This window comes from Marinobacter excellens LAMA 842 (assembly GCF_001574445.1).
GTDB lineage: Bacteria > Pseudomonadota > Gammaproteobacteria > Pseudomonadales > Oleiphilaceae > Marinobacter > Marinobacter shengliensis.
Window position 1 is genome coordinate 66,003 of record NZ_LOCO01000007.1, and the last position, 19,038, is coordinate 85,040.

Here is a 19,038-nt window from a genome sequence, read left to right on the forward strand (position 1 = left end):
ATCATCCGGATCGGCAAAGGCTTGCCGCGTAAAACGGACAGCGGACAGTCAAGTTTCGGGCCCTCGTGCCGATAGGGTCAATAGCGGCCGGTATTTCTGTCGGGCATAGCCAAACTGGAGTGACAAGAGTGCGAATCTGGGCTGTAGCCAATCAAAAAGGTGGTGTAGGTAAGACAACCTCGGTGGTAGCCCTGGGCGGGTTGTTGGCCGAACGCGGCAAACGCGTGCTGGTGGTCGACCTGGACCCCCATGGCTCTCTGACCAGCTGGTTCGGGTATGACCCCGATTCGCTGGCACATAGCGTCTTCGATCTGTTCCAGCACCAGGGCAAGGTGCCGGAGGGCTTGCCTGCCCAGCTGATTACCGAGACCAGTTGTCCGAATCTGTCGTTGCTGCCGGCCAGCACAGCCCTGGCCACCCTTGAGCGACGGATGATTGGCGTGGAGGGGATGGGGTTGATTGTTTCCCGGGCCCTGGCGCAACTCTGGGATGACTTTGACTACGTGATACTGGACAACACCCCGTCGTTGGGCGTGTTGATGGTCAATGCCCTGGCGGCGGCCCAGCACCTGATCATTCCGGTACAGACCGAGTTCCTGGCGATCAAGGGCCTGGAGCGCATGCTGCACACCTTGCAAATGATCATGCGTTCCCAGAAGAACGAATTGGCGTACACCATTGTGCCCACGCTCTACGATCGCCGTACCCAGGCCTCAGTGAAGAGCCTGAATCTGTTGCGTAAAACCTACGGCGATAAGCTCTGGCGTTTTGCCATTCCGGTGGACACCAAGTTCCGGGATGCCAGCCAGGCCGGTGTTATTCCATCGGCACTGGATGCAGACACTCATGGCGTTCGAGCCTACCGGCACCTGCTTGACGATGTTCTGGCGTTAACCGCTACCGCGAAGGAGCGGCGGCATGGCTGACAAAAAAATGGCACAGCTGGCCACGCCTGATGCGGCGATCGCCAGCTACCTCGACGAACTTCTGCACACGGCAACCAGCAGTGCCCAGGTGCAAGAACCCGAAAAGGTTCAGCCTGCGCCGGAACCCAAGACCGAAACCAGAGCCAGAGTCCGGGAAAAAGCGGCCGAGATAGTGAAACGGGAGCCTGCCCCGGTTATCGAGAAGGCGCCGCCCGCGCCGCCGGTGTCCGCTGAGGTTGTGCTGCCTCAGGTGCAAGAGGTTCGGCAGCTGGAGGTCGCAGTGGCAACCACCCCGGAGCCGGTGCCAGCCAGCACGGAACCGCCGACCCGGCCAGAGTGGTCCCATGGGCCGTTTGAGTGCCTGATTTTTACGGTGGCGGGCCTGCAGCTTGCGGTACCCCTGGTCCTGCTTGGTGCCATTCATCGGATTGAAGAAGAAATCCGGCCCATTCCCGGCAGCCCCCGGTGGTACATGGGCATTCGCCCGGATCGTGACCATAATCTGCGGGTGGTCGACACCGCAGAATGGATTATGGCTGGGCGGGTTCCTGCCGGTGCCCGTGACAATTATCGGTTTGTGATCCGGCTGGATGACAGCGATTGGGGCCTGGCCTGTGACGATGTTGCCCAGTCGTTCACCCTCAAGCCAGATGAGGTTCGCTGGCGCACCGCGCGTAGCAAGCGGCCCTGGCTGGCGGGAACCGTGATTGATCACATGTGCGCGTTGATTGACGTCAGAACCATGGCGCATCTGTTGGTGAGAGCCGAGCGGGAGCACCATCTGGATTTGAGCTGAGTTGAGGTGACCGCACAGGCGGAAACTGTACAGATTGGTTACTGAAAGAAACCGTGCAAGGCTGGCACGGTTTGTGCCCTTAACTATAGTATTGGGCACTGATGATGAATTTTTGACGATCAGGTTGCCCGCCGGGCAGCCGAGAAGGAGAGAGCGCTATGGCATCCCCGAGCGGACAAGTAAATCAGGCCCAGGATGATCAGGTACTGCAGTACGTGACCTTCCGCCTGGATGATGAGACCTACGGCATCAACGTGATGCAGATCCAGGAAGTACTTCGGTATACCGAGATTGCTCCGGTACCGGGTGCCCCGGATTACGTGCTGGGCATCATCAACCTGCGGGGCAACGTGGTTACGGTTATTGACACCCGTCGGCGCTTCGGCCTGGCGGACGCAGAAGTGACGGATGCCACGCGAATTGTAGTGATGGAATCCTCCAGCCAGGTCATGGGTATTCTGGTGGATTCAGTGGCGGAGGTGGTCTATCTCAAGGCCAGTGAAATTGAAACTGCACCGAACGTGGGTAACGAGGAAAGTGCCAAGTTTATCCAGGGCGTGTGCAACAAGAATGGCGAGCTGATTATTCTCGTCGAGTTCGACAAAATGTTGTCAGGCCACGAGTGGGCTGAAATCGCATCGCTGTAAGGGCCTCTCCTTCCAGCGCTCCCGATGGACGTCTTCCGTGGTGACACACAAGGGAGACGTCTGTCATGAGTTATACCATTCCTTCCTGGCTCCCCTGGGGCCTGACTGCAGTCGCGATTGGCCTGGTCCTGGTTCAGGGTGTCATCCACGGGCGTCAGATCAGCGCATTGCGGGCTTCAACAAAACAGCGATGCGACACCCTGGGCCGTGAATTGCACGCTACGACCAGCGGCAGCATGGGCGTCGGCCAGCGCCTGGTGGCCTGCGAACGGCAACTGCACGAATTGCGTAATGCCCTGGATGAAATGCGCCAGAACGACCCACTGAGAATTTCCTACGACGAAGCAGCGCGCCTGGTTGATCTTGGTGCAGATATCGACGATCTTATGAATACGTGCGGAATATCCCGCCCCGAGGCCGAACTGGTGTCAGCACTGAAGAAACGTCAGGCGGCCTGATCCAAAGCTGTCACAGGCGCTGGTGGTCGTTTTGTAGGATGGCGGCAAACCGGTGTGCCTGGAAGGCCGGGCGGACATCGGTTTCAGCTTTGCCGATGCCATGCGAGCGTTGGTACGGGAAGAGCCGGATGTCATTCTGGTAGGCGAAATCCGGGGCCGGGAGACGGCTCTGGAAGTTATTCGGGCCTCCGGCCCCGAATATGGAACGCGAAAGCGAGTATTTCTGCAATCACCCGGTAAAGTTCTTCCGGGATTTCTTCGTTCAACGACAGTCTGGCGAGAATGCTGGCCAACTCGGCATTTTCATACAGCGGCACGCCGTGCTCCCTGGCGATGCGGATAATCTCTTCCGCCAGTTCCCAGGTCCCGGTTGCTGCGATAACCGGTGCCCGCTCGCCATCGTATTTCAGGGCGACGGCTGCCGGTATGGCTGTGTCAGTCTGTTTGTTCTTCATGCCTTGGTGTCCACCAGTCGGTGTTCCAGTCGGGTTTGTGTGCGCTGGGGGCTGCCGCGCCGGCAATCCAGGCCTTTTACCTCCAGCCCCAGGTCGGTCAGGCTCTGCCGAAGCAGCGGCAGTTCTTCGTGTACCTGGCGCAGGGTGCTCTGCTTTTCCGCCCACACCTGTGCACTGACCGATGGATACCGGAAAGAAACGTCGAAGTGAAGCGGCCCGGCTTCGTCCAGATCCATGGACAGCGCCAGCCGCCATTCACTGACAGTGGCATGACCGGTGGCTTTGGCAGACTCCTCGTCTCTTTCATATTGTTCCAGCCGCAGTTGAGCCGTTCGTGGTTCCTGATGCGGCGTCAGCCAGGGCAATTCGATCAGTAGCGTGTTGGTGGGTGTGCCGGGTTCGGCACCGGCCCTGGCAGTAAGCACCTGGCTATGGAGCTGATTGACGGTAATCCGGTTCAGCATGCCGGCCAGCAGTCGCAGGGCTTGTGCCACCGACAGCGGTTCGGCCGTGCTGGTTGATGAAGGGCCAGTGGTATTCGGGAATTGCAGAGGTGATTGAACCAGGTCGTGGCTGGCAAGCGGTGTCAGCCGATTGAAGTGTTCAGGCCCCTGGCCCTGTGCAGCCAGGAGTGCACCTGCAACCCGAGCCAGGGCCAGCTTCAGATCGGTCGGCGAACCCTGGGCCGGGCTGGAATGCAACAACCTGGATTCTGCGAAAACTCCACTTTCGGTTAGCCATTGCCGGACCTGTTGGGCAATACCATCGGTCTTGCCCACGCCGGGTGCCAGGGCATCCGAGCGGGGCAGGCTGGCAAGCAGGTTCTGCAGTTGTTGCTGGGCCAGGGCAGGCAAGGGCTGGGTGGCATTTCCGGCCGGTGGTTGGCCAGGTTGCAGCGCAGGCTTCAATCCACTGGTCAGACTTTGCAGCAGTTGCCCGAGCCCGGCCTGCAAATTCTGTTGCCAGGGCAGCCTCTGGGCCAGTGCCCGCGCAATACTGGCATCTGGGCCCGGGGCCAGTTTGCCAAGCAGTCGCAGCTCGTTGCCGGCCCGCATCACCTTGATCAGATCGCCTGCGGACAGGCCTGCGGAATCCGGGCCGGTCGACACCGCCAGGGCACGGCCACGCAACTCCAGAAGCAGCTCATGGCCACCACCTTTCTGTTGAATAATGTCGGCCACCCGGGCCAGGGCGGTTTCGTTATTGCTGAGCCGGAGTTGCATTAGCTGCTGCTGTGCAGATTTGAGCGGGTCTGCCCGGGGTACAGACGATGCGCCGTCCCGAAGTTCAGGGGTAGCCTGCCCGGAGGAGCCCCGGGCCGCTGGCGCGTCCGGTGTTTTGACTGGAGGTTGTCCGCCGTTCAGCTTCATTGTCATGGATTTGATGTCGGGCAAGAGTAATCCTGGAGCGCTTTCGTTATAATACGCCGCGCTGGCAACCAATGCCTTGAATTCATGTTGGCACCTGCGTGACCTTCGTCCATACACCTGATGCCTGTTGAGCATCCTTCGTCCTGAACGGGGCCCTGATGTCCGAGCCGTTGCTACAGGCGGTTGATCTCGAGTGTGAACGGGATGAGCGCCTGTTGTTCCAAAACCTGTCTTTCTCCATAGTGCCCGGTACGCTCACCCGTGTCGAGGGCCCCAATGGCTCAGGTAAAACAACCCTGTTACGTATTCTGGCGGGCCTGAATGGTGCCTGGTCCGGTGAGATTCGATGGTGCGGACAACCCCGAGGGCATGATCGCGAGTCGTTTCTCCGAAACACTCTGTATCTGGGTCATCGCCCCGGAATCAAGCCGTTGCTGACACCGCTGGAGAACCTGCGGGCATTGATGGCGGGCCGTCGCCCGGTCAATGATGAGGTTTTGGTACAAGCCCTGGCTGGCACTGGCCTGGCGGGGTATGAACATGTTCCCTGTCGCAATCTCTCGGCAGGCCAGCAGCGGCGGGTCGCGCTGGCCCGGTTGCTGATTGCTGACGAGCCCCTGTGGCTGCTGGACGAAGTATTTACCGCCATCGACGCGGATGGCGTTCAGGCGATCGAAACCCTGCTCAAGCAGCGAGCGGCAGAAGGCGGCGCCATTCTGGTCACCACCCATCATGACCTTCAGGTTGAGGGAATGGGGCGTATTACCCTGGGTGGGGGGCAGTGTGATGAATAGTTCGGCTCACCCTTTGATAAAACCGGTGGAACAGGGCGTTGGGCCGCTAAGTGCCATGGTGGCGGTGTTTGCTCGCGACGTAAGAGTGGCGTTCCGGCAACGCCAGGATCTGCTGAACCCCCTGCTGTTTTTTGTCATGGTTGTCACCCTGTTTCCACTCGGTGTCAGTCCTGAGGTGGGGTTTCTGAAACAGTCTGGTGCGGGCATTCTCTGGGTGGCAGCGTTGTTGTCAGTGTTGCTGTCTCTTGATCATCTGTTCCGGCACGACTTTGATGACGGCACTCTGGAACAACTGGTGCTGCAGCCACAGCCCCTGTTCCTGCTCATCCTGGCAAAAACACTGGCGCACTGGATGCTCACAGGCCTGCCGCTGGTGATATTGACCCCGGTTTTGGGTGTTATGGTGCATCTGGACGGGAACTCTGTTGCAATTCTGTGTCTAACGCTGCTGATCGGCACACCGGTGCTCAGCCTGATCGGTTCCATTGGTGCGGCATTAACACTTGGGCTGCGCTCTGCTGGCGTGCTCTTGTCATTACTGATTATTCCGCTGTACATTCCCGTGCTGATTTTCGGTACCGGCACGGTGGCGGCAGCGGCTGAGGGTGCGCCGGTGGCCGGTTACCTGGCCCTGATGGGGGCATTTCTGGTGCTGGCCCTGACGCTGGCCCCGTTCGCGTCTGCGGCAGCGCTACGGATCAGTATGTCCAACAGTTAAACGCCCCGGGCACGCCCGCTGGCAAAATGAACAGTAAGACGGTGACCAACTGATGTGGCAATGGTTTCACAAATTGGGTTCCCCAAAGTGGTTCTTCGGGATTGCGACCCGGTTTATGCCCTGGCTTCTGGCCGGTGGCTTGCTCCTGCTGGCGGCGGGGTTGGTTTGGGGGCTGGCATTTGCGCCGAAGGACTACTTACAGGGTAACAGCTACCGGATTATCTTCATTCATGTGCCCAGCTCCTTCCTGGCCCAGTCCATCTATGTCTCTATGGCGATCGCTGCGGTGGTGACTCTGGTATGGCGTATGAAACTGGCAGATGTGTTTGTTAAAGCCATAGCGCCGGTTGGGCTTGTGTTCACGTTCCTGTCGCTGTTTACCGGCGCTGTCTGGGGCAAGCCTACCTGGGGCACCTGGTGGGTGTGGGATGCCCGCCTGACCTCCATGCTGATACTGCTGTTCCTTTACGGTGGCGCCATTGCCCTGGACCGGGCCATTAACGATGAAAAGTCTGCTGCCCGTGCTGTTGCCGTTCTGCTTCTGGTGGGGGTCGTAAATATCCCGATTATCCAATACTCCGTGGAGTGGTGGAATACACTGCACCAGCCTTCTACGTTCAAGCTGACCGAAAAGCCCGCCATGCCCATGGAAATGTGGATGCCGTTGCTGCTCTCTGTGTTGGGCCTTTACCTGCTGTTCGGCTGGTTCGCCTGTATCAGAATGAAAACCGAGATCCTGATTCGGGAACAGAAAACCCGGTGGGTAAAAGACATGGTCCTGGCAGGAAGGAAATAACCGATGGCGTTTGATTCGTTCTCAGCATTTATGGCGATGGAAGGCCACGGACCCTACGTATGGGTATGTTATGCGGTCTTTGCCGTTCTGCTAGGTGGTTTGATGATCTGGTCAGTGAAGCGAAATCGAGTGGCCCTCGAGGACTGCCAGCGCAGGCATGAGACAGAAAGCCGGGCATCTGCCAGGGCACCGGGCAAAGCATCGGCCACCTTTACCCGAGTTGAAATTCCCCAAGACTGAAGAGCAGGTAATTCATGCATCCGATTCGTAAGAAGCGACTGACCATTGTGTTGTTCCTGTTGGCCGGGCTTGCCATCGCTGTTGGCCTGACCACCTATGCATTGCGCCAGAACATCAATCTGTTCTACGACCCCAGTGAAATCGCCGATGGCAAGGCGCCAGTGGATGTTCGCATTCGGGCTGGCGGCATGGTCGAAGAGGGCAGTGTGGTGCGCGATCCGGAAAGCCTGAAGGTGGAATTCCGGGTGACTGATTATTCCGCCTCGGTGGCCATGGAGTATGTTGGTATTTTGCCGGACCTGTTTGCTGAGGGGCAGGGCGTTGTTGCCATGGGTCGGATTAACGCGGATGGCCGGTTTGTTGCTGACCAGGTCCTGGCCAAGCACGATGAAACCTATATGCCGCCGGAAGTTGCCGAAGCCCTGGAGCGGGCGTCGAAGGGCAGGCACCAGGCTGCCGATGTAGAGAAAGCCGCGGAATCCACCGCTTACTAACCATTCACCCCGAACCCCTGTTGCTGGAGGAACCCGATGTATCCGGAACTCGGACAGCTTGCACTGATTATCGCGCTGCTGCTGGCAGTACTCCTTTCTGTTGTCCCGTTAGCCGGGGCATTGACTGGCCGTGACAGCCTGCAGGCGTTTGCCCGCCCGCTGTCGACCGGTATGTTTGTTTTTACCGGCCTGGCTTTTGCCGTTTTGACCCATGCGTTCATGGTGGATGACTTCTCGGTTGCCTATGTCGCCAACAACAGCAACAGCATGTTGCCCTGGTACTACAAGTTCAGTGCGGTTTGGGGGGGGCATGAGGGCTCCCTGCTGCTGTGGATTCTGATGCTGGCGGGCTGGACACTGGCCGTTGCGGTATTCAGCCGGAAGTTGCCGTCTACCATGGTGTCTCAGGTATTGTCGGTGATGGGCATGATCTGTGTCGGGTTCTTCCTGTTCATTATCGTTACCTCCAATCCGTTTGACCGACTTTTGCCGAACATTCCGGCTGATGGCAGCGATCTTAACCCGTTGCTGCAGGATATTGGTCTGATTCTTCACCCGCCCATGCTGTATATGGGATATGTGGGCTTCTCCGTTGCGTTTGCCTTTGCCATCGCGGCACTGATAAACGGTAAACTGGATGCCGCCTGGGCCCGCTGGTCCCGCCCGTGGACAACGGTGGCCTGGGCGTTCCTGACCCTGGGGATCGCATTGGGAAGCTGGTGGGCCTATTACGAGCTCGGCTGGGGCGGCTGGTGGTTCTGGGACCCGGTTGAAAATGCCTCTCTGCTACCCTGGTTGTCCGGCACGGCGCTGATGCATTCGCTGGCGGTCACCGAAAAGCGCGGCGTGTTCAAAAGCTGGACCGTGCTTCTGGCCATCGTGACCTTCTCGCTGAGCTTGCTGGGTGCTTTCCTGGTCCGCTCCGGTGTGCTGACTTCGGTCCATTCCTTTGCTAATGATCCCGAGCGGGGTACGTTCCTGTTGGCCTTGCTGGGCATCACTGTGGTTGCCAGTCTGACTCTCTATGCCTTCCGTGCACCGGTGGTGCACGTTCGCTCCCGCTATGGCTCACTGTCACGGGAAATCTTTCTGTTGTTGAATAACGTGTTGCTGGTAGCGGCAACCATGCTGGTGGCGATCGGTACCCTGTATCCGCTGGTGCTGGATTACCTGAACCTGGGCAAGCTGTCGATCGGTGAACCGTTCTTCAACGCCACGTTTAGCCCTATGGCTGTGGCCACTGGCCTGTTGTTGGGCGCCGGGATCTTCTCACGCTGGAAGCGCACCGACGGTGGCTGGTTGGCCCGTAAGCTGCTCTGGCCCCTGGCGGTCAGTGTGCTGGTTACCACCGCAGTGATGCTGGTGTATGGCGGCTTTGCCCCCTGGGCCTTTGCCGGCGTATTCACCGCGGTCTGGGTAACTATGGCCACGGCTTGGGATCTATGGGACAAGTCCGCATCGAAAATGGGCCGCTGGTACGGTCTGAAGCGCCAGTCCCGCAGCTATTACGGCATGGTCTTCGGGCACCTTGGCCTGGCAATGGTCATTGCAGGGGCCACCGTGGTGTCCAACTATGGCATCGAGCGGGATGTACGCATGGTGCCAGGTGGTTCCGCTGAGGTCGGCGACTACACCGTGGTGTTCAACTACATCGGTGAGCGCCAGGGGCCAAACTTCAGGGCTGAGTATGGTGAGTTCGATGTGTTCCTGGATGGCAAGCAGGTTGCCAGCCTACACCCCGAAAAGCGTCATTACCCGGTGGGCATGAGTGTGATGACCGAGGCGGCAATCGACGCCGGACTGTTCCGCGATGTCTTTATCGCCATCGGTGAGCGCATCAGCGATGAAGCCTGGGCCATCCGCCTTCAGTACAAGCCCCTGGTTCGCTGGTTGTGGCTTGGCTCTTTGGTCATGGCTATTGGTGGCTTCCTGGCCATTTCTGACAAGCGTTACCGTATTCGAGTCCGCTCAGAGGCCAATGACCCCGCATCGACTGGTGAAACCGGCGCTGCGGGCAGTAAGCCTGCGGAGGCCAACGCATGAGACGGGTAATGCTCTTCATGCCCCTGGTGGTTGCCCTGGTGGTGGGAATCTTGCTGGCCTCCGGCATTGGCAAGGATCCCTCGGAACTGGAGTCGGCCCTGATCGGCAAACCGGTACCGGAATTCAACCTGGAAAACCTGCGGGAGCCAGGGGAAATGCTGGACCAGTCCCTGTTCCGGGGTGACGTTTCCTTGCTGAACGTCTGGGCCGAATGGTGCCCGGCCTGCTGGGATGAGCATGAAGATCTGATGTGGCTGGCCAACGAAAAGGGGATTCGCATCATCGGGTTGAACTACAAGGACCAGAAAGAAAATGCGTTCCGTTTTCTTGGTCGCCTGGGCGACCCTTACCAGACCATTATTTTCGACCCACGGGGTACCCTTGGGTTTGATCTCGGGGTGTACGGCGCTCCGGAAACCTTCGTTATTGACGCCCAGGGAGTGGTTCGTTACCGCCACGTGGGCGTAGTCAACGAGCGGGTGTGGGAAGAGATCCTGTTACCTGTGATCAATCAGGCCAAGGGGAATAGCTGATGCGATTTATGCCTGTGATCCTGGCGGCACTGCTGGCGTTTGCACTCCCTGTCTACGCAGAGGCGCCACCCGAATTCTACGATTTCGATACCCAGGCTGAGGAGCAGCGCTTCAGAAACCTGATTGCTGAGTTGCGTTGTCCCAAGTGCCAGAACCAGAACATAGCGGATTCCAACGCGCCTATCTCCAAGGATATGCGTGACCAGGTCTACCTGATGATGCAGGCAGGTGCCACCAATGACGAGATTGTTGGCTCTCTGGTTGACCGCTTCGGTGAGTTCGTCAAATACAAACCACCGGTTGATCGTCGAACCATCATACTTTGGGCATTTCCTGCCATTGCGGTGATTGGTGGCCTGCTGATTGTTGCGGGTGTGGTGCTCAGGTCCCGGGGGCGGGATTCGAACGAGCCGCCGCTGAGCCCGGAGGAAAAAGCACGAGTCGAACAGATGCTGGCTGACAAGGATCAGTCGTCACGTAGCTGATTCCGGTAATACATTTTCAACTGTGATGATATCTCCATGACCGAAACATTCTGGATTGCCGCAACGGTACTCATTCTCCTGGCTTTGGCGTTTGTACTGTACCCGGTCTTTTTTCATCGTTCGAAAGCGAGACTGGAAACCGATCTGAGAAACCAGAATCTGCTTGCCTATCGCAGCCGGCTGAAAGAGCTGGATAACGAGCATGAGTCGGGTGTTCTCGATGACGAAACCTATGGACTGCTCAAAGACGAGCTGGCAGGTGCCATGCTGGATGACGTGCCGGAGAATGCGGTGCCGGAGAAACGCATTCCGGGGCGCCGAAGCGCGATGGTGGTGGGCTTGGCGACAGTCCTGTTGCTGCCTGCGGGTACGTTTCTGGCCTATGATCGCTGGGGAGCCATGGAGCAGCTTGAGCAGTACCTGACCATGCAGGAGATGAATGCGTCTGATGGTGAGCAGGTGGCCCGGGTATCGGAACTGGCCGAGCAGTTGCGCACCCGACTGGAGGCCAATCCGGATAATGCTGACGGTTGGGCTATGCTGGGCCAGACCTACATGCGCATCGAACGCTATGAAGATGCGGCCCGAGCGTTCCAACGGTTGGCGTCGGTTGTTGAAGAAGACCCGGCATCCAGCGCTGTCGCCCACGGTCTTGCCGCACAAGCTCTTTTCTTTACCACCCAGGGTGAGCTGACTCCGGAGGTTCTGGAATCTATTGAGGCGGCGCAATCGCTCAACCCGGATGAGGTGAACTCTTTGGGATTGCTTGGCATAAGCGCATTCAGCCAGCAGGACTATCGGGCGGCGATTGACTACTGGGAGCGGATTGTCGAGGTAGCGCCGGATCACCCGCAGATTGCCTCAATTCGCGGTGGCATTGACGAGTCCTACCGGCGCCTGGGGCAGCGGTCCCCAGCGTCAGAGCAACGCTCCGAACCAGAGGTGGCTAGTGGCCCGGGTGTTTCTTTGCGGGTATCGCTGGATGAAGATCTGCAGGACCAGGTCCCTGCCGATACTGCATTGTTCATTTTTGCCCGGTCAGCGGGTATCAGCCAGGGCGCACCGGTGGCGGTTGCCCGCCTGACCGCCGGCGCCTTGCCTGCAGATATCCGGCTGGATGATCGTTATGCAATGTCACCGGAAACCACCATTTCGGCCGAGCAGGACGTGGTGATTATTGCCCGGCTCAGCCGAACCGGCAGTGTCAATCCGCAGCCGGGCGACTGGCAGGGTAGGGTAGAGGCGCAGGTGCTGTCACCTGAGGCCCAAGGTGAGCCAGTGCAGCTGGTGATCAACCAGGAACTGACAAACTGAGTCAGTGAAACTGCTTCGGCTGGCCAGTCAGTGTGACAGGCCAGCCGGATACAGAGGCGGCAAACCTGCTGTGTCGGTCGGGACCGCCTGACGGTTTCTCAGGTCTTCCAGGCACCTGGTCAGCTCTTTGGTTACAAGGTCGCCATGGGATGGTGAATGATTGGAGAACAGCCTTTCCTGAAACCGCCCAACCGCTTTTGCCAGGCCCGGGTCCCCGCTAAAGTCGATGACATCCTCCACAGTGACAAAGCCCTGACCGGGAAATCGCAGTCTTGCCCATGTCACCATAAGCCCGGTGGTCTGGGCTGAGAGGCCATCAATGGCCGCCTTGAGCTTGGCGAAAGCCTGTCGTTCGCTTGCATCCTCCGGATGACTCTCGTGATGTGCTGGAGCCTGCCGCTTGCGGGAGTACCACCACAACCCCGCCGTGGCCAGCCACAAGCCTGCCAGAACGAGGCTGGAGATGAACCACGGTGACACCCCGGCAGCGCCAGATGGCGTAGTCACAGTTGCCTCCGGCAGCGAGTCCGGCGTTGGTCCGGACTCAGATAAGGGCGCGGCGACCACGGCGCTTCCACCGGCGATGGCGTAACGGCGTGTTGGCAATTCCGCGTATTCGAGCTCGTCGGTCTGGGTGTTCCACCAGGGGATACGGATTGCAGGCAGCACGGCTTCGCCAGATTGCACCGGCACCAGGGCAGCGACCTGCTGCAGGGTCGAGCGCAGGCCGTCTGTGGTGGTTTCCGTGTTTCTCAGTGGCTGTTCCGGGTAACTGCGGATGGCATCGGGTACCGCCTGGGGCAGTGCCGGCAGGGCTTCGGACGGCAGGCCAACGGCTTCCAGTGTCAGTTTTCGGTTCAGGTTGGTGCCCGCCTGAAGTTCACCGGAGGGTGGCAGTCCTTCATCGGTCAGGTTCAGTTGGCTGGCAGGTAGCCAGGTTTGATTGGCGGGATAGCTGTCGGGTACCGGCTTCACCCGTACGTCGAAAAGCTCCTGGCGGTCCCGCAGAAAGCGGAGCTGGCCGGAGGCGTCACGGGCTTGTCCTTCAAAACGAATGGGGGGTAGTGTCAGCTCACCCGGTTGTTGCGGGAAAATGGCGTAGCGTCGCTCTACCACCCGGTAGCGAATACCATCGCGGTAGCGAGCGTATTCCCGCTGTTTGCCCAGGGGCTCGATGATTGCGTCGGGATGTTCGGGCTCTGAAAGCTCGCCTCGAATCAGGTTTCCGGAAAAAAACAGCTGGATGGTCAGCACCAGCTGTTCCTGAACATACACCTCGGCTTTGTCCGCTGCCAGCTCAATAAAACTGTCCCTGGCCGCGGCGGGTTGATTGGGTGGGGTGCCGTCGGTCACTTCAACGGTGACAGGGGATGAGCTGGTGTCCTTGAAGGTCAACGCCGGGATGGTCAGGGTGCCGGTGCGGGTGGGCGCCAACTGGTAGGTCCAGGTAATCTCGCCAACCATGTCGTTATTGACCGTTTGCACGCTGTAACGCTGGTTCCGGGCAAGAATTTCGAAATCCGGTTCAACCTTCTCGATATCCGGTGATGGCAACTGAGAAAGATCGAAGTTGAACAGGTTGTTCAGGTTGATGTCGATTTTCATCGAGCCTTTGACCGTCAGTGTAAGGACTTCCCCCTGATACAGTTGGGTGCGGTCTGGCTCCACCGACAGGGTGTCTGCCAAGGCCGAAGAGGCTGTCAGCAACACGAGCAAGCCCAGACGGCTGATGGTTCTTAGAAAGCGTTTTACCATGGTGTGTCGCCCTCGTCCGGTGTGGTCTGACGTTGTTGGTGTTGCTGCAGGAATTTGCGCTGCAGTAGTCCGCCCGGGTTGTCTGGAATCCGTCTGAGCCATTGCTCCTGGCCTTGGGTGAGGGGCTGCTCAGAGATGGCTGCTGGTGCCTCGGCGGTCTGCTCGCCGGTGTCCTGCTCTGTGTTGTCAGACGGTTCCTGCGGCTCGCCCTCGGCTGTGTCCTGTTCGGGCTCTCCATCGCTTTGATCGGTGTCATCGGGCTGATCAGCATCTGGCTGCCGGGACTGGCCGGGGTCATTGCCCTGATCGTTCTGTTCCGATTCTGAACCTTCGCCCTGCTGTGAATCCTGGCTCTGGTCACCGGAACTGTCCTGCTGGTCCTGATTATCCTGGTTCTGATCGCCGTTCTGCGAACTTGAGTCCTGTTGTTGTTCCAGCAACTGCTTGACCAGCTCATGGTTGGCCCGGGCATCTTCGAAGTCGGGATGATCATCCAGGGCCTGTTGGTAGGCATCAAGAGCCTGCTTCAATTGTCCGGCTCTGGCCAGGGCATTGCCTCTGTTGTAATGGCCAACAGCGCCCGGTTGGTCTGCGAAGGCCTGGGCGGCGTCATCGAATCTGCCATCCCGGTACAGGGCGGAGCCCCGCCAGCCTGGTTTCTGAAGCAGATCAGCGGCCCGCGCCGGGTTCTGCTCGATCAACTCCGGACCTCTCTGGTCCTCTCGCTGCCAGAACCCGCCCCAGTCAAATGCCATTGCCGGGCGGGGAGTCAGGGCCAGTGGCAGTATGGCCATTGCGCAGACGGCAAACGCCCCTTTACGCCAGCCCAGCAGTAACAGGGGCAGTGCAAGCCACAACAACCAATAACCATCATCCTGCCAGCGGTTAACGGTCAGACCATCCTCACCCCGGGACCAGTCATCACTAACCTCGGGTTGCAATCGCAGTTGCCGGATGTCGGTGTCACCCAGAGTCAATTCGTGGCTGAACCCACGGTTTTCCCGGGCCAGTCTGGCAAGGCTGTCCGGATCGGCCCGGGTGATGACAATATTTCCGTTATCCCTGATGAAGCCTCGCTTGGCCAGGGGAATGGGACCGCCCTCCCGGGAGCCCACTACCAGAGTGTTCAGGCTGTACGGGGTGCCTTGCAACCGGGCACGGATATCGTTGTGGTGCCGAGCCGGTACGTCATCAGCAATAAGCAGAATCCGGCCCCTGCCCGGCGCACCCTGTTCCAGCAGCTCGACAGCGCGCTTTATTCCGAGGTCAGCCCGATTGCCCTGGGCGGGCATGATGGTTGGCTCCAGCACGTTGAGCATGGCCTCTATGGTGCGGCGATCTTCGGTCAGAGGTGTCACAACATGGGCATCACCAGAATACACCAACAGGCCGGTCAGGCCTCCTTCCCGGACACTCAGGATGTCCCGGATCTTGCGCTTGGCCAGAGTCAGACGGTCTGGTTCAACATCCGTTGCCAACATGGATAACGACAGGTCCAGTACGATCACCAGGCTGTCTTCGGGCTGTTTCAACGGCGTTGGTGCATGGCGCCAACTTGGGCCTGAAAGTGCTATCGACAGGGCGAGGATGCCGAGGCTGAGTGGTAGCAGGGGAGAGATGGTCCGGGCCCCTGGTTGCTGCCCCTGACGCCGGATCAAAGGGTTCAGCAACGCTGGTGGGATATAGTGTTCCCAGCCGGTGCCACCGTGCCGCAGCCGGTGGCGCATCAGGTAAAGCAGGGGTATGGTCAGCGCCAACAGCAGCCACAGCGGCCGGATCAGGTGAAAATCAGCCATGGTCTGCCTCCGGGTCGTCTGCCTTGCGCCGGATCCCACCGCCAAGCCGTGTCGCCAGCAGGATAAGCCATAAGCCGACCGCTGCGCTGGCAGGCCAGACATAGAGTTCGGTGACCGGTCGGTAGAACTGTCCTTCCTGTTCAATGGGCTCCAGTTGGTTGATGCTGTCGTAGATCATTTCAAGTTCCGGCAGGCTGCGAGCCCGGAAGTACCGCCCGCCAGTCTGCTCGGCCATTCGGGTCAGCAGGTCTTCGTCCAAGTCGCGGGAGGGGTTGACCCGTCGGGTTCCCAGCAGGCCTCGCTGGACCATGGAATCCGCTCCGATGCCGACGGTATAGACCCTGACGCCTGCTGCCTGGGCAATCTCGGTGGCTTTGTCCGGCGTGATCTGGCCTGCTGTGTTGGCGCCGTCTGTCAGCATTACCACCACCCTTTGGTCGTGGGGCCGGTCGCGCAGTCGTTTGACCGACAGTCCGATGGCATCACCAATAGCGGTGGCCCGTCCCGCCATGCCGATGCCGGATTCGTGGAGCAAGGTGCGCACGGTTTCCCGGTCAAAGGTCAGGGGAGCCTGCACATAGGGCTCGGTACCGAACAGGATAAGCCCAAGCCGGTCACCCTCCCGGTGGTCAATAAATTCATCCAGTACCCGTTTTACCGCCTCCAGCCGGTCGATGCCACGACCGTGCAGGACCATGTCTTTCTCATCCATACTCGGGGAGATATCCACCACCAGCATCAGGTCACGACCACTGACCGGCATCTGGATCTGCTCGCCAACATGTTGGGGCCTGGCGATGGCCACAACCAGACACAGCCAGGCCAGCAACAACAGCAGTTGCCGCCATCGGGGTGTCGCCTGACCACTGCTGCTGACTCCAGGTAACCCGGAAAGCCAGTGGCCGACAGGAATCACCGGTGCATCGGCTGCCTGATTGCCGTGTCGGCGGATCAGAAACAGCAAAGGCAGAAGTGCCAATAGCAGAAGCCAGGGATAAGCAAGGCTCATGATATCTGTGCCTCCAGCCAGAGGGCTGCGAAATCCAGCGCCTGGTTTGGATCGGCGGTTGGTCTGGGTTGCCAGGTGCTGGCGACCATGGCTTCCACCACCGGGCGGGAAGCGATCCGGTTGTCAGGTGCGGTTGCCAGCAAAAAGTTTATCCACTGTTCGCCAGACATGGCTTGCGGATTCTGCTTGGGGTGCACTTGCCGAGCCACCCGTTTCAGGAATGTGTTGAGTTTACCAAACCACTCAGGGGTTTTGCTGGCGCAGGCCTCAAGTTCCGTCAACAGGCTCCGGGCGTCACGGCGCCACGCGGTTTTTCGGCGCTGCCGCCGCCACAGCGTTACCGCGACCGCAAGACCGATGGCGCACACGATTGCCAGAAGCCACCAACCGGGCGCCGGTGGCCAGATTCCGCCCGTGTCCGGAAGGTGGATATCCCGCAGTTGGGCCAGTGGGTCCTGTCCGTTCATCCGATGCGACCTCCCGGGCCCAGCAAAATACGTAGTGCGGCGGCAGGTTCCTGTTGAGTCAGTACCGTGGCTGCCTGCACCCCGGAGGTGCGGAAGCAGTCAGCCAGCTGCTGTTCATGGGTGGCTACTTTTTCACGCCATGCCCTCTGGAAGGCCGTGTTGGAGGCATCGAACCAGATGGGGCCATCCGGGCCGGCAACGGCGAAACGCCCGCTAGGTGGTAACTCGTTTTCCAGAGGGTCAAGAATACGGATGGCGCTGACGCTGTTGTGCCTGGCCAGTGCACCCAACAGGCTGGTTGTTGTGTCTGTGACCGTCATGAAATCGCTGATCACAAAAATCCGACTGCCGGTATGGGCCACCCGGCGGGCCTCTGCCAGTGCGGTATCAAGCCGGTGTTCGTTAGCGGCGGACGGGGCGGGCGGTGAGTCAGACCGGTGCTGCAGGCCGGCCACCTGGTCCAGCAGGCGCAGTACCGATTTCTGACGCCGTGCCGGGCGCAGTACTTCCAGTTTCTCACTGTTGAACACCAGTCCACCTACCTGGTCACCGGCCCACAACGCAAGCCAGGCGAGCAATGCTGTGAGCTGGGCACAACGTACCTGCTTGTAGGCGCCGGCACTGGCGAAAAACAGGGTTGGGCCCAGGTCAGCGATCAGCAGAACCGGCCGCTCCCGTTCTTCTTCATACAATTTGGTGTGGGGAGCCTGACGCCGGGCGGTTACCCGCCAGTCGATACTCCGGATATCGTCCCCGGGCTGATACTGACGAACTTCGGAGAAGGTCATTCCACGGCCTCGCTGGCGAGATTGCCGGAGGCCAGACTGGCGGGACCGCACCGGCCGTGCCGAAGGCAGCTTCAGTGCCCGGGCGTCAGCCTGCAGTCTCACCAGCTCTTGCAAGGTGATGTGGGTGGCGGGAATTGCGTTAGCCATGCTGTCGTTACTGCCTCCTGCTGCAGGTAACTTCAGGCTGTCACCGGAACCTGGTCAATCAGTCGCTGGAGCACGGTGTCTGCGGTCATGCCTTCAGCCTCGGCTTCAAAGGTCAGCAAAATCCGGTGCCGGAGCACATCAAAGGCCATGGTCCGGACATCGTCCGGTGTGACGTAATCCCTGCCGTCCAGCCAGGCCAGGGCGCGGGCGCAACGGTCCAGCGCAATGGTGCCACGGGGGCTGGCGCCGAATGCGGTCCAGCGGGCCAGTTCCGGGTCCAGGCTGGCGGCATCCCGGGTGGCGAGAATCAGGGCTAACAGGTACTGCTCAACCGGTTCTGCCATGTAGATATCCGATACCGCCTGACGTGCAGACATCACCTGATCCTCTGTTAGACGAATGTCTACGTTCGGGATTCCCTGACGGTAGTCGCTGCGGGCAAGGTGCAGAATCTGTCTCTCGGCATCGGCAGACGGGTAGTGAATCACCACATGCATCAGGAAACGGTCGAGTTGGGCTTCCGGCAGCGGGTAGGTGCCTTCCTGCTCGATCGGGTTCTGGGTGGCCATCACCATGAACAGTTTGGGCAATGCGAAGGTCTGCATGCCAACACTGATCTGGCGCTCACCCATGGCTTCCAGCAGGGCGGACTGAACCTTGGCCGGTGCGCGGTTGATTTCATCGGCCAGCACGAGGTTGTGAAAGATGGGCCCGCGCTGGAACTCGAACAGGCCGGTCTCAGCCCGATAGATCTCGCTGCCTGTGACGTCGGAGGGCAGTAGATCCGGGGTGAACTGGATACGGTGAAAATCACCCTCAAGGTGGTCGGAGAGTGCTTTTACGGCGGTGGTTTTGGCCAGGCCGGGGGCACCTTCCACCAGTAAATGGCCATCAGCCAGCAAGGCAATCAGCAGCCGGTCTACCAGTTTCTCCTGGCCGATGATGCGTTTTGCCAGTTGTGCTCGGAGGTCACCAAACGTTTGCTGTAACGACATGAAATTCTTTGC

Annotated in this window: 21 protein-coding genes; 13 read left to right on the plus strand and 8 right to left on the minus strand. The window is 59.5% G+C overall.

All coding sequences use genetic code 11. The features are described 5' to 3' along the window. Positions 1–128 precede the first annotated feature (128 nt). From J122_RS08365 to J122_RS08380, 4 genes are all read left to right on the plus strand, one after another. Complete coding sequence (locus tag J122_RS08365) at positions 129–926, plus strand: ParA family protein (RefSeq protein WP_061331822.1); 798 nt, start codon at positions 129–131, stop codon at positions 924–926. Beyond that, positions 919–1,722, plus strand: a complete 804-nt coding sequence (locus tag J122_RS08370) for a chemotaxis protein CheW (protein WP_061331823.1) — start codon at positions 919–921, stop codon at positions 1,720–1,722. The genes J122_RS08365 and J122_RS08370 overlap by 8 nt, the downstream gene beginning before the upstream one ends. A 158-nt stretch (positions 1,723–1,880) precedes the next feature. Further along, the gene (locus tag J122_RS08375) at positions 1,881–2,369 is read left to right on the plus strand and encodes a chemotaxis protein CheW (protein WP_061331824.1); all 489 of its coding nucleotides are present in this window, start codon (positions 1,881–1,883) and stop codon (positions 2,367–2,369) included. Between the two features lie 65 nt (positions 2,370–2,434). Continuing rightward, positions 2,435–2,827 (plus strand): DUF2802 domain-containing protein, encoded by a 393-nt coding sequence (locus J122_RS08380; protein ID WP_061331825.1) that lies wholly within the window; start codon positions 2,435–2,437, stop codon positions 2,825–2,827. 176 nt (positions 2,828–3,003) lie between these two features. Here J122_RS08380 and J122_RS08385 read toward each other — a convergent pair whose 3' ends face one another. Next, on the minus strand, positions 3,004–3,282 hold the full coding sequence (locus J122_RS08385) for an EscU/YscU/HrcU family type III secretion system export apparatus switch protein (protein WP_061331826.1): 279 nt from the start codon (positions 3,280–3,282) through the stop codon (positions 3,004–3,006). Further along, entirely contained in the window at positions 3,279–4,676 is a 1,398-nt protein-coding gene (locus J122_RS08390) for a flagellar hook-length control protein FliK (RefSeq protein ID WP_227510141.1), read from the minus strand. Before J122_RS08390 ends, J122_RS08385 begins: the two co-directional genes overlap by 4 nt. Positions 4,677–4,810: 134 nt before the next feature. Here J122_RS08390 and ccmA point away from each other — a divergent pair, with 134 nt between their 5' ends. From ccmA to ccmI, 9 genes are read left to right on the plus strand one after another with little or no spacing between them, the layout of a single operon-like run. Further along, positions 4,811–5,446, plus strand: a complete 636-nt coding sequence (gene ccmA, locus J122_RS08395; RefSeq protein WP_061331827.1) for a cytochrome c biogenesis heme-transporting ATPase CcmA — start codon at positions 4,811–4,813, stop codon at positions 5,444–5,446. Continuing rightward, positions 5,439–6,164 (plus strand): heme exporter protein CcmB, encoded by a 726-nt coding sequence (gene ccmB / locus J122_RS08400; protein WP_061331828.1) that lies wholly within the window; start codon positions 5,439–5,441, stop codon positions 6,162–6,164. Before ccmA ends, ccmB begins: the two co-directional genes overlap by 8 nt. A gap of 52 nt (positions 6,165–6,216) precedes the next feature. After that, complete coding sequence (ccmC, locus tag J122_RS08405) at positions 6,217–6,960, plus strand: heme ABC transporter permease CcmC (protein ID WP_061331829.1); 744 nt, start codon at positions 6,217–6,219, stop codon at positions 6,958–6,960. 3 nt (positions 6,961–6,963) lie between these two features. After that, complete coding sequence (gene ccmD, locus J122_RS08410; RefSeq protein WP_061331830.1) at positions 6,964–7,200, plus strand: heme exporter protein CcmD; 237 nt, start codon at positions 6,964–6,966, stop codon at positions 7,198–7,200. Between the two features lie 14 nt (positions 7,201–7,214). After that, positions 7,215–7,694, plus strand: a complete 480-nt coding sequence (gene ccmE / locus J122_RS08415; RefSeq protein ID WP_061331831.1) for a cytochrome c maturation protein CcmE — start codon at positions 7,215–7,217, stop codon at positions 7,692–7,694. A 36-nt stretch (positions 7,695–7,730) separates the two neighbouring features. Next, complete coding sequence (locus J122_RS08420; protein ID WP_061331832.1) at positions 7,731–9,737, plus strand: heme lyase CcmF/NrfE family subunit; 2,007 nt, start codon at positions 7,731–7,733, stop codon at positions 9,735–9,737. Further along, positions 9,734–10,270 (plus strand): DsbE family thiol:disulfide interchange protein, encoded by a 537-nt coding sequence (locus J122_RS08425; protein WP_061331833.1) that lies wholly within the window; start codon positions 9,734–9,736, stop codon positions 10,268–10,270. The genes J122_RS08420 and J122_RS08425 overlap by 4 nt, the downstream gene beginning before the upstream one ends. After that, complete coding sequence (locus J122_RS08430; protein WP_061331834.1) at positions 10,270–10,755, plus strand: cytochrome c-type biogenesis protein; 486 nt, start codon at positions 10,270–10,272, stop codon at positions 10,753–10,755. The genes J122_RS08425 and J122_RS08430 overlap by 1 nt, the downstream gene beginning before the upstream one ends. A gap of 36 nt (positions 10,756–10,791) precedes the next feature. After that, positions 10,792–12,069, plus strand: a complete 1,278-nt coding sequence (gene ccmI / locus J122_RS08435; protein ID WP_061331835.1) for a c-type cytochrome biogenesis protein CcmI — start codon at positions 10,792–10,794, stop codon at positions 12,067–12,069. 27 nt (positions 12,070–12,096) lie between these two features. Here the strand turns inward: ccmI and J122_RS08440 are convergent, their stop codons facing one another. The 6 genes from J122_RS08440 to J122_RS08465 are packed head-to-tail and all read right to left on the minus strand — an operon-like array spanning position 12,097 to position 19,026. Beyond that, a complete protein-coding gene (locus tag J122_RS08440; RefSeq protein WP_061331836.1) occupies positions 12,097–13,824 on the minus strand; it encodes a BatD family protein in 1,728 nt (575 codons plus the stop codon). Beyond that, positions 13,818–15,620, minus strand: a complete 1,803-nt coding sequence (locus J122_RS08445) for a VWA domain-containing protein (RefSeq protein WP_061331837.1) — start codon at positions 15,618–15,620, stop codon at positions 13,818–13,820. Before J122_RS08445 ends, J122_RS08440 begins: the two co-directional genes overlap by 7 nt. Further along, entirely contained in the window at positions 15,613–16,632 is a 1,020-nt protein-coding gene (locus tag J122_RS08450; protein WP_082780538.1) for a vWA domain-containing protein, read from the minus strand. The genes J122_RS08445 and J122_RS08450 overlap by 8 nt, the downstream gene beginning before the upstream one ends. After that, complete coding sequence (locus J122_RS08455; protein ID WP_061331839.1) at positions 16,626–17,096, minus strand: DUF4381 domain-containing protein; 471 nt, start codon at positions 17,094–17,096, stop codon at positions 16,626–16,628. The genes J122_RS08450 and J122_RS08455 overlap by 7 nt, the downstream gene beginning before the upstream one ends. Further along, a complete protein-coding gene (locus J122_RS08460; RefSeq protein ID WP_061331840.1) occupies positions 17,093–18,031 on the minus strand; it encodes a DUF58 domain-containing protein in 939 nt (312 codons plus the stop codon). Before J122_RS08460 ends, J122_RS08455 begins: the two co-directional genes overlap by 4 nt. 32 nt (positions 18,032–18,063) lie before the next feature. Next, positions 18,064–19,026, minus strand: coding sequence for an AAA family ATPase (locus tag J122_RS08465; RefSeq protein WP_061331841.1), 963 nt, complete (start codon positions 19,024–19,026; stop codon positions 18,064–18,066). Between the last annotated feature and the right edge of the window lie 12 nt (positions 19,027–19,038).

Bases quoted from the DNA above. Each gene is read 5' to 3' on its own strand.
- J122_RS08370 (WP_061331823.1), top strand. From the start codon at position 919: ATGGCTGACAAAAAAATGGCACAGCTGGCCACGCCTGATGCGGCGATC.
- J122_RS08445 (WP_061331837.1), bottom strand. From the start codon at position 15,620: ATGGCTGATTTTCACCTGATCCGGCCGCTGTGGCTGCTGTTGGCGCTG.
- J122_RS08420 (WP_061331832.1), top strand. From the start codon at position 7,731: ATGTATCCGGAACTCGGACAGCTTGCACTGATTATCGCGCTGCTGCTG.
- ccmB (WP_061331828.1), top strand. From the start codon at position 5,439: ATGAATAGTTCGGCTCACCCTTTGATAAAACCGGTGGAACAGGGCGTT.
- J122_RS08460 (WP_061331840.1), bottom strand. From the start codon at position 18,031: ATGGCTAACGCAATTCCCGCCACCCACATCACCTTGCAAGAGCTGGTG.
- J122_RS08375 (WP_061331824.1), top strand. From the start codon at position 1,881: ATGGCATCCCCGAGCGGACAAGTAAATCAGGCCCAGGATGATCAGGTA.
- ccmD (WP_061331830.1), top strand. From the start codon at position 6,964: ATGGCGTTTGATTCGTTCTCAGCATTTATGGCGATGGAAGGCCACGGA.
- ccmI (WP_061331835.1), top strand. From the start codon at position 10,792: ATGACCGAAACATTCTGGATTGCCGCAACGGTACTCATTCTCCTGGCT.
- J122_RS08430 (WP_061331834.1), top strand. From the start codon at position 10,270: ATGCGATTTATGCCTGTGATCCTGGCGGCACTGCTGGCGTTTGCACTC.
- ccmE (WP_061331831.1), top strand. From the start codon at position 7,215: ATGCATCCGATTCGTAAGAAGCGACTGACCATTGTGTTGTTCCTGTTG.
- ccmA (WP_061331827.1), top strand. From the start codon at position 4,811: ATGTCCGAGCCGTTGCTACAGGCGGTTGATCTCGAGTGTGAACGGGAT.
- J122_RS08385 (WP_061331826.1), bottom strand. From the start codon at position 3,282: ATGAAGAACAAACAGACTGACACAGCCATACCGGCAGCCGTCGCCCTG.
- J122_RS08380 (WP_061331825.1), top strand. From the start codon at position 2,435: ATGAGTTATACCATTCCTTCCTGGCTCCCCTGGGGCCTGACTGCAGTC.
- ccmC (WP_061331829.1), top strand. From the start codon at position 6,217: ATGTGGCAATGGTTTCACAAATTGGGTTCCCCAAAGTGGTTCTTCGGG.
- J122_RS08425 (WP_061331833.1), top strand. From the start codon at position 9,734: ATGAGACGGGTAATGCTCTTCATGCCCCTGGTGGTTGCCCTGGTGGTG.
- J122_RS08440 (WP_061331836.1), bottom strand. From the start codon at position 13,824: ATGGTAAAACGCTTTCTAAGAACCATCAGCCGTCTGGGCTTGCTCGTG.
- J122_RS08455 (WP_061331839.1), bottom strand. From the start codon at position 17,096: ATGAACGGACAGGACCCACTGGCCCAACTGCGGGATATCCACCTTCCG.
- J122_RS08465 (WP_061331841.1), bottom strand. From the start codon at position 19,026: ATGTCGTTACAGCAAACGTTTGGTGACCTCCGAGCACAACTGGCAAAA.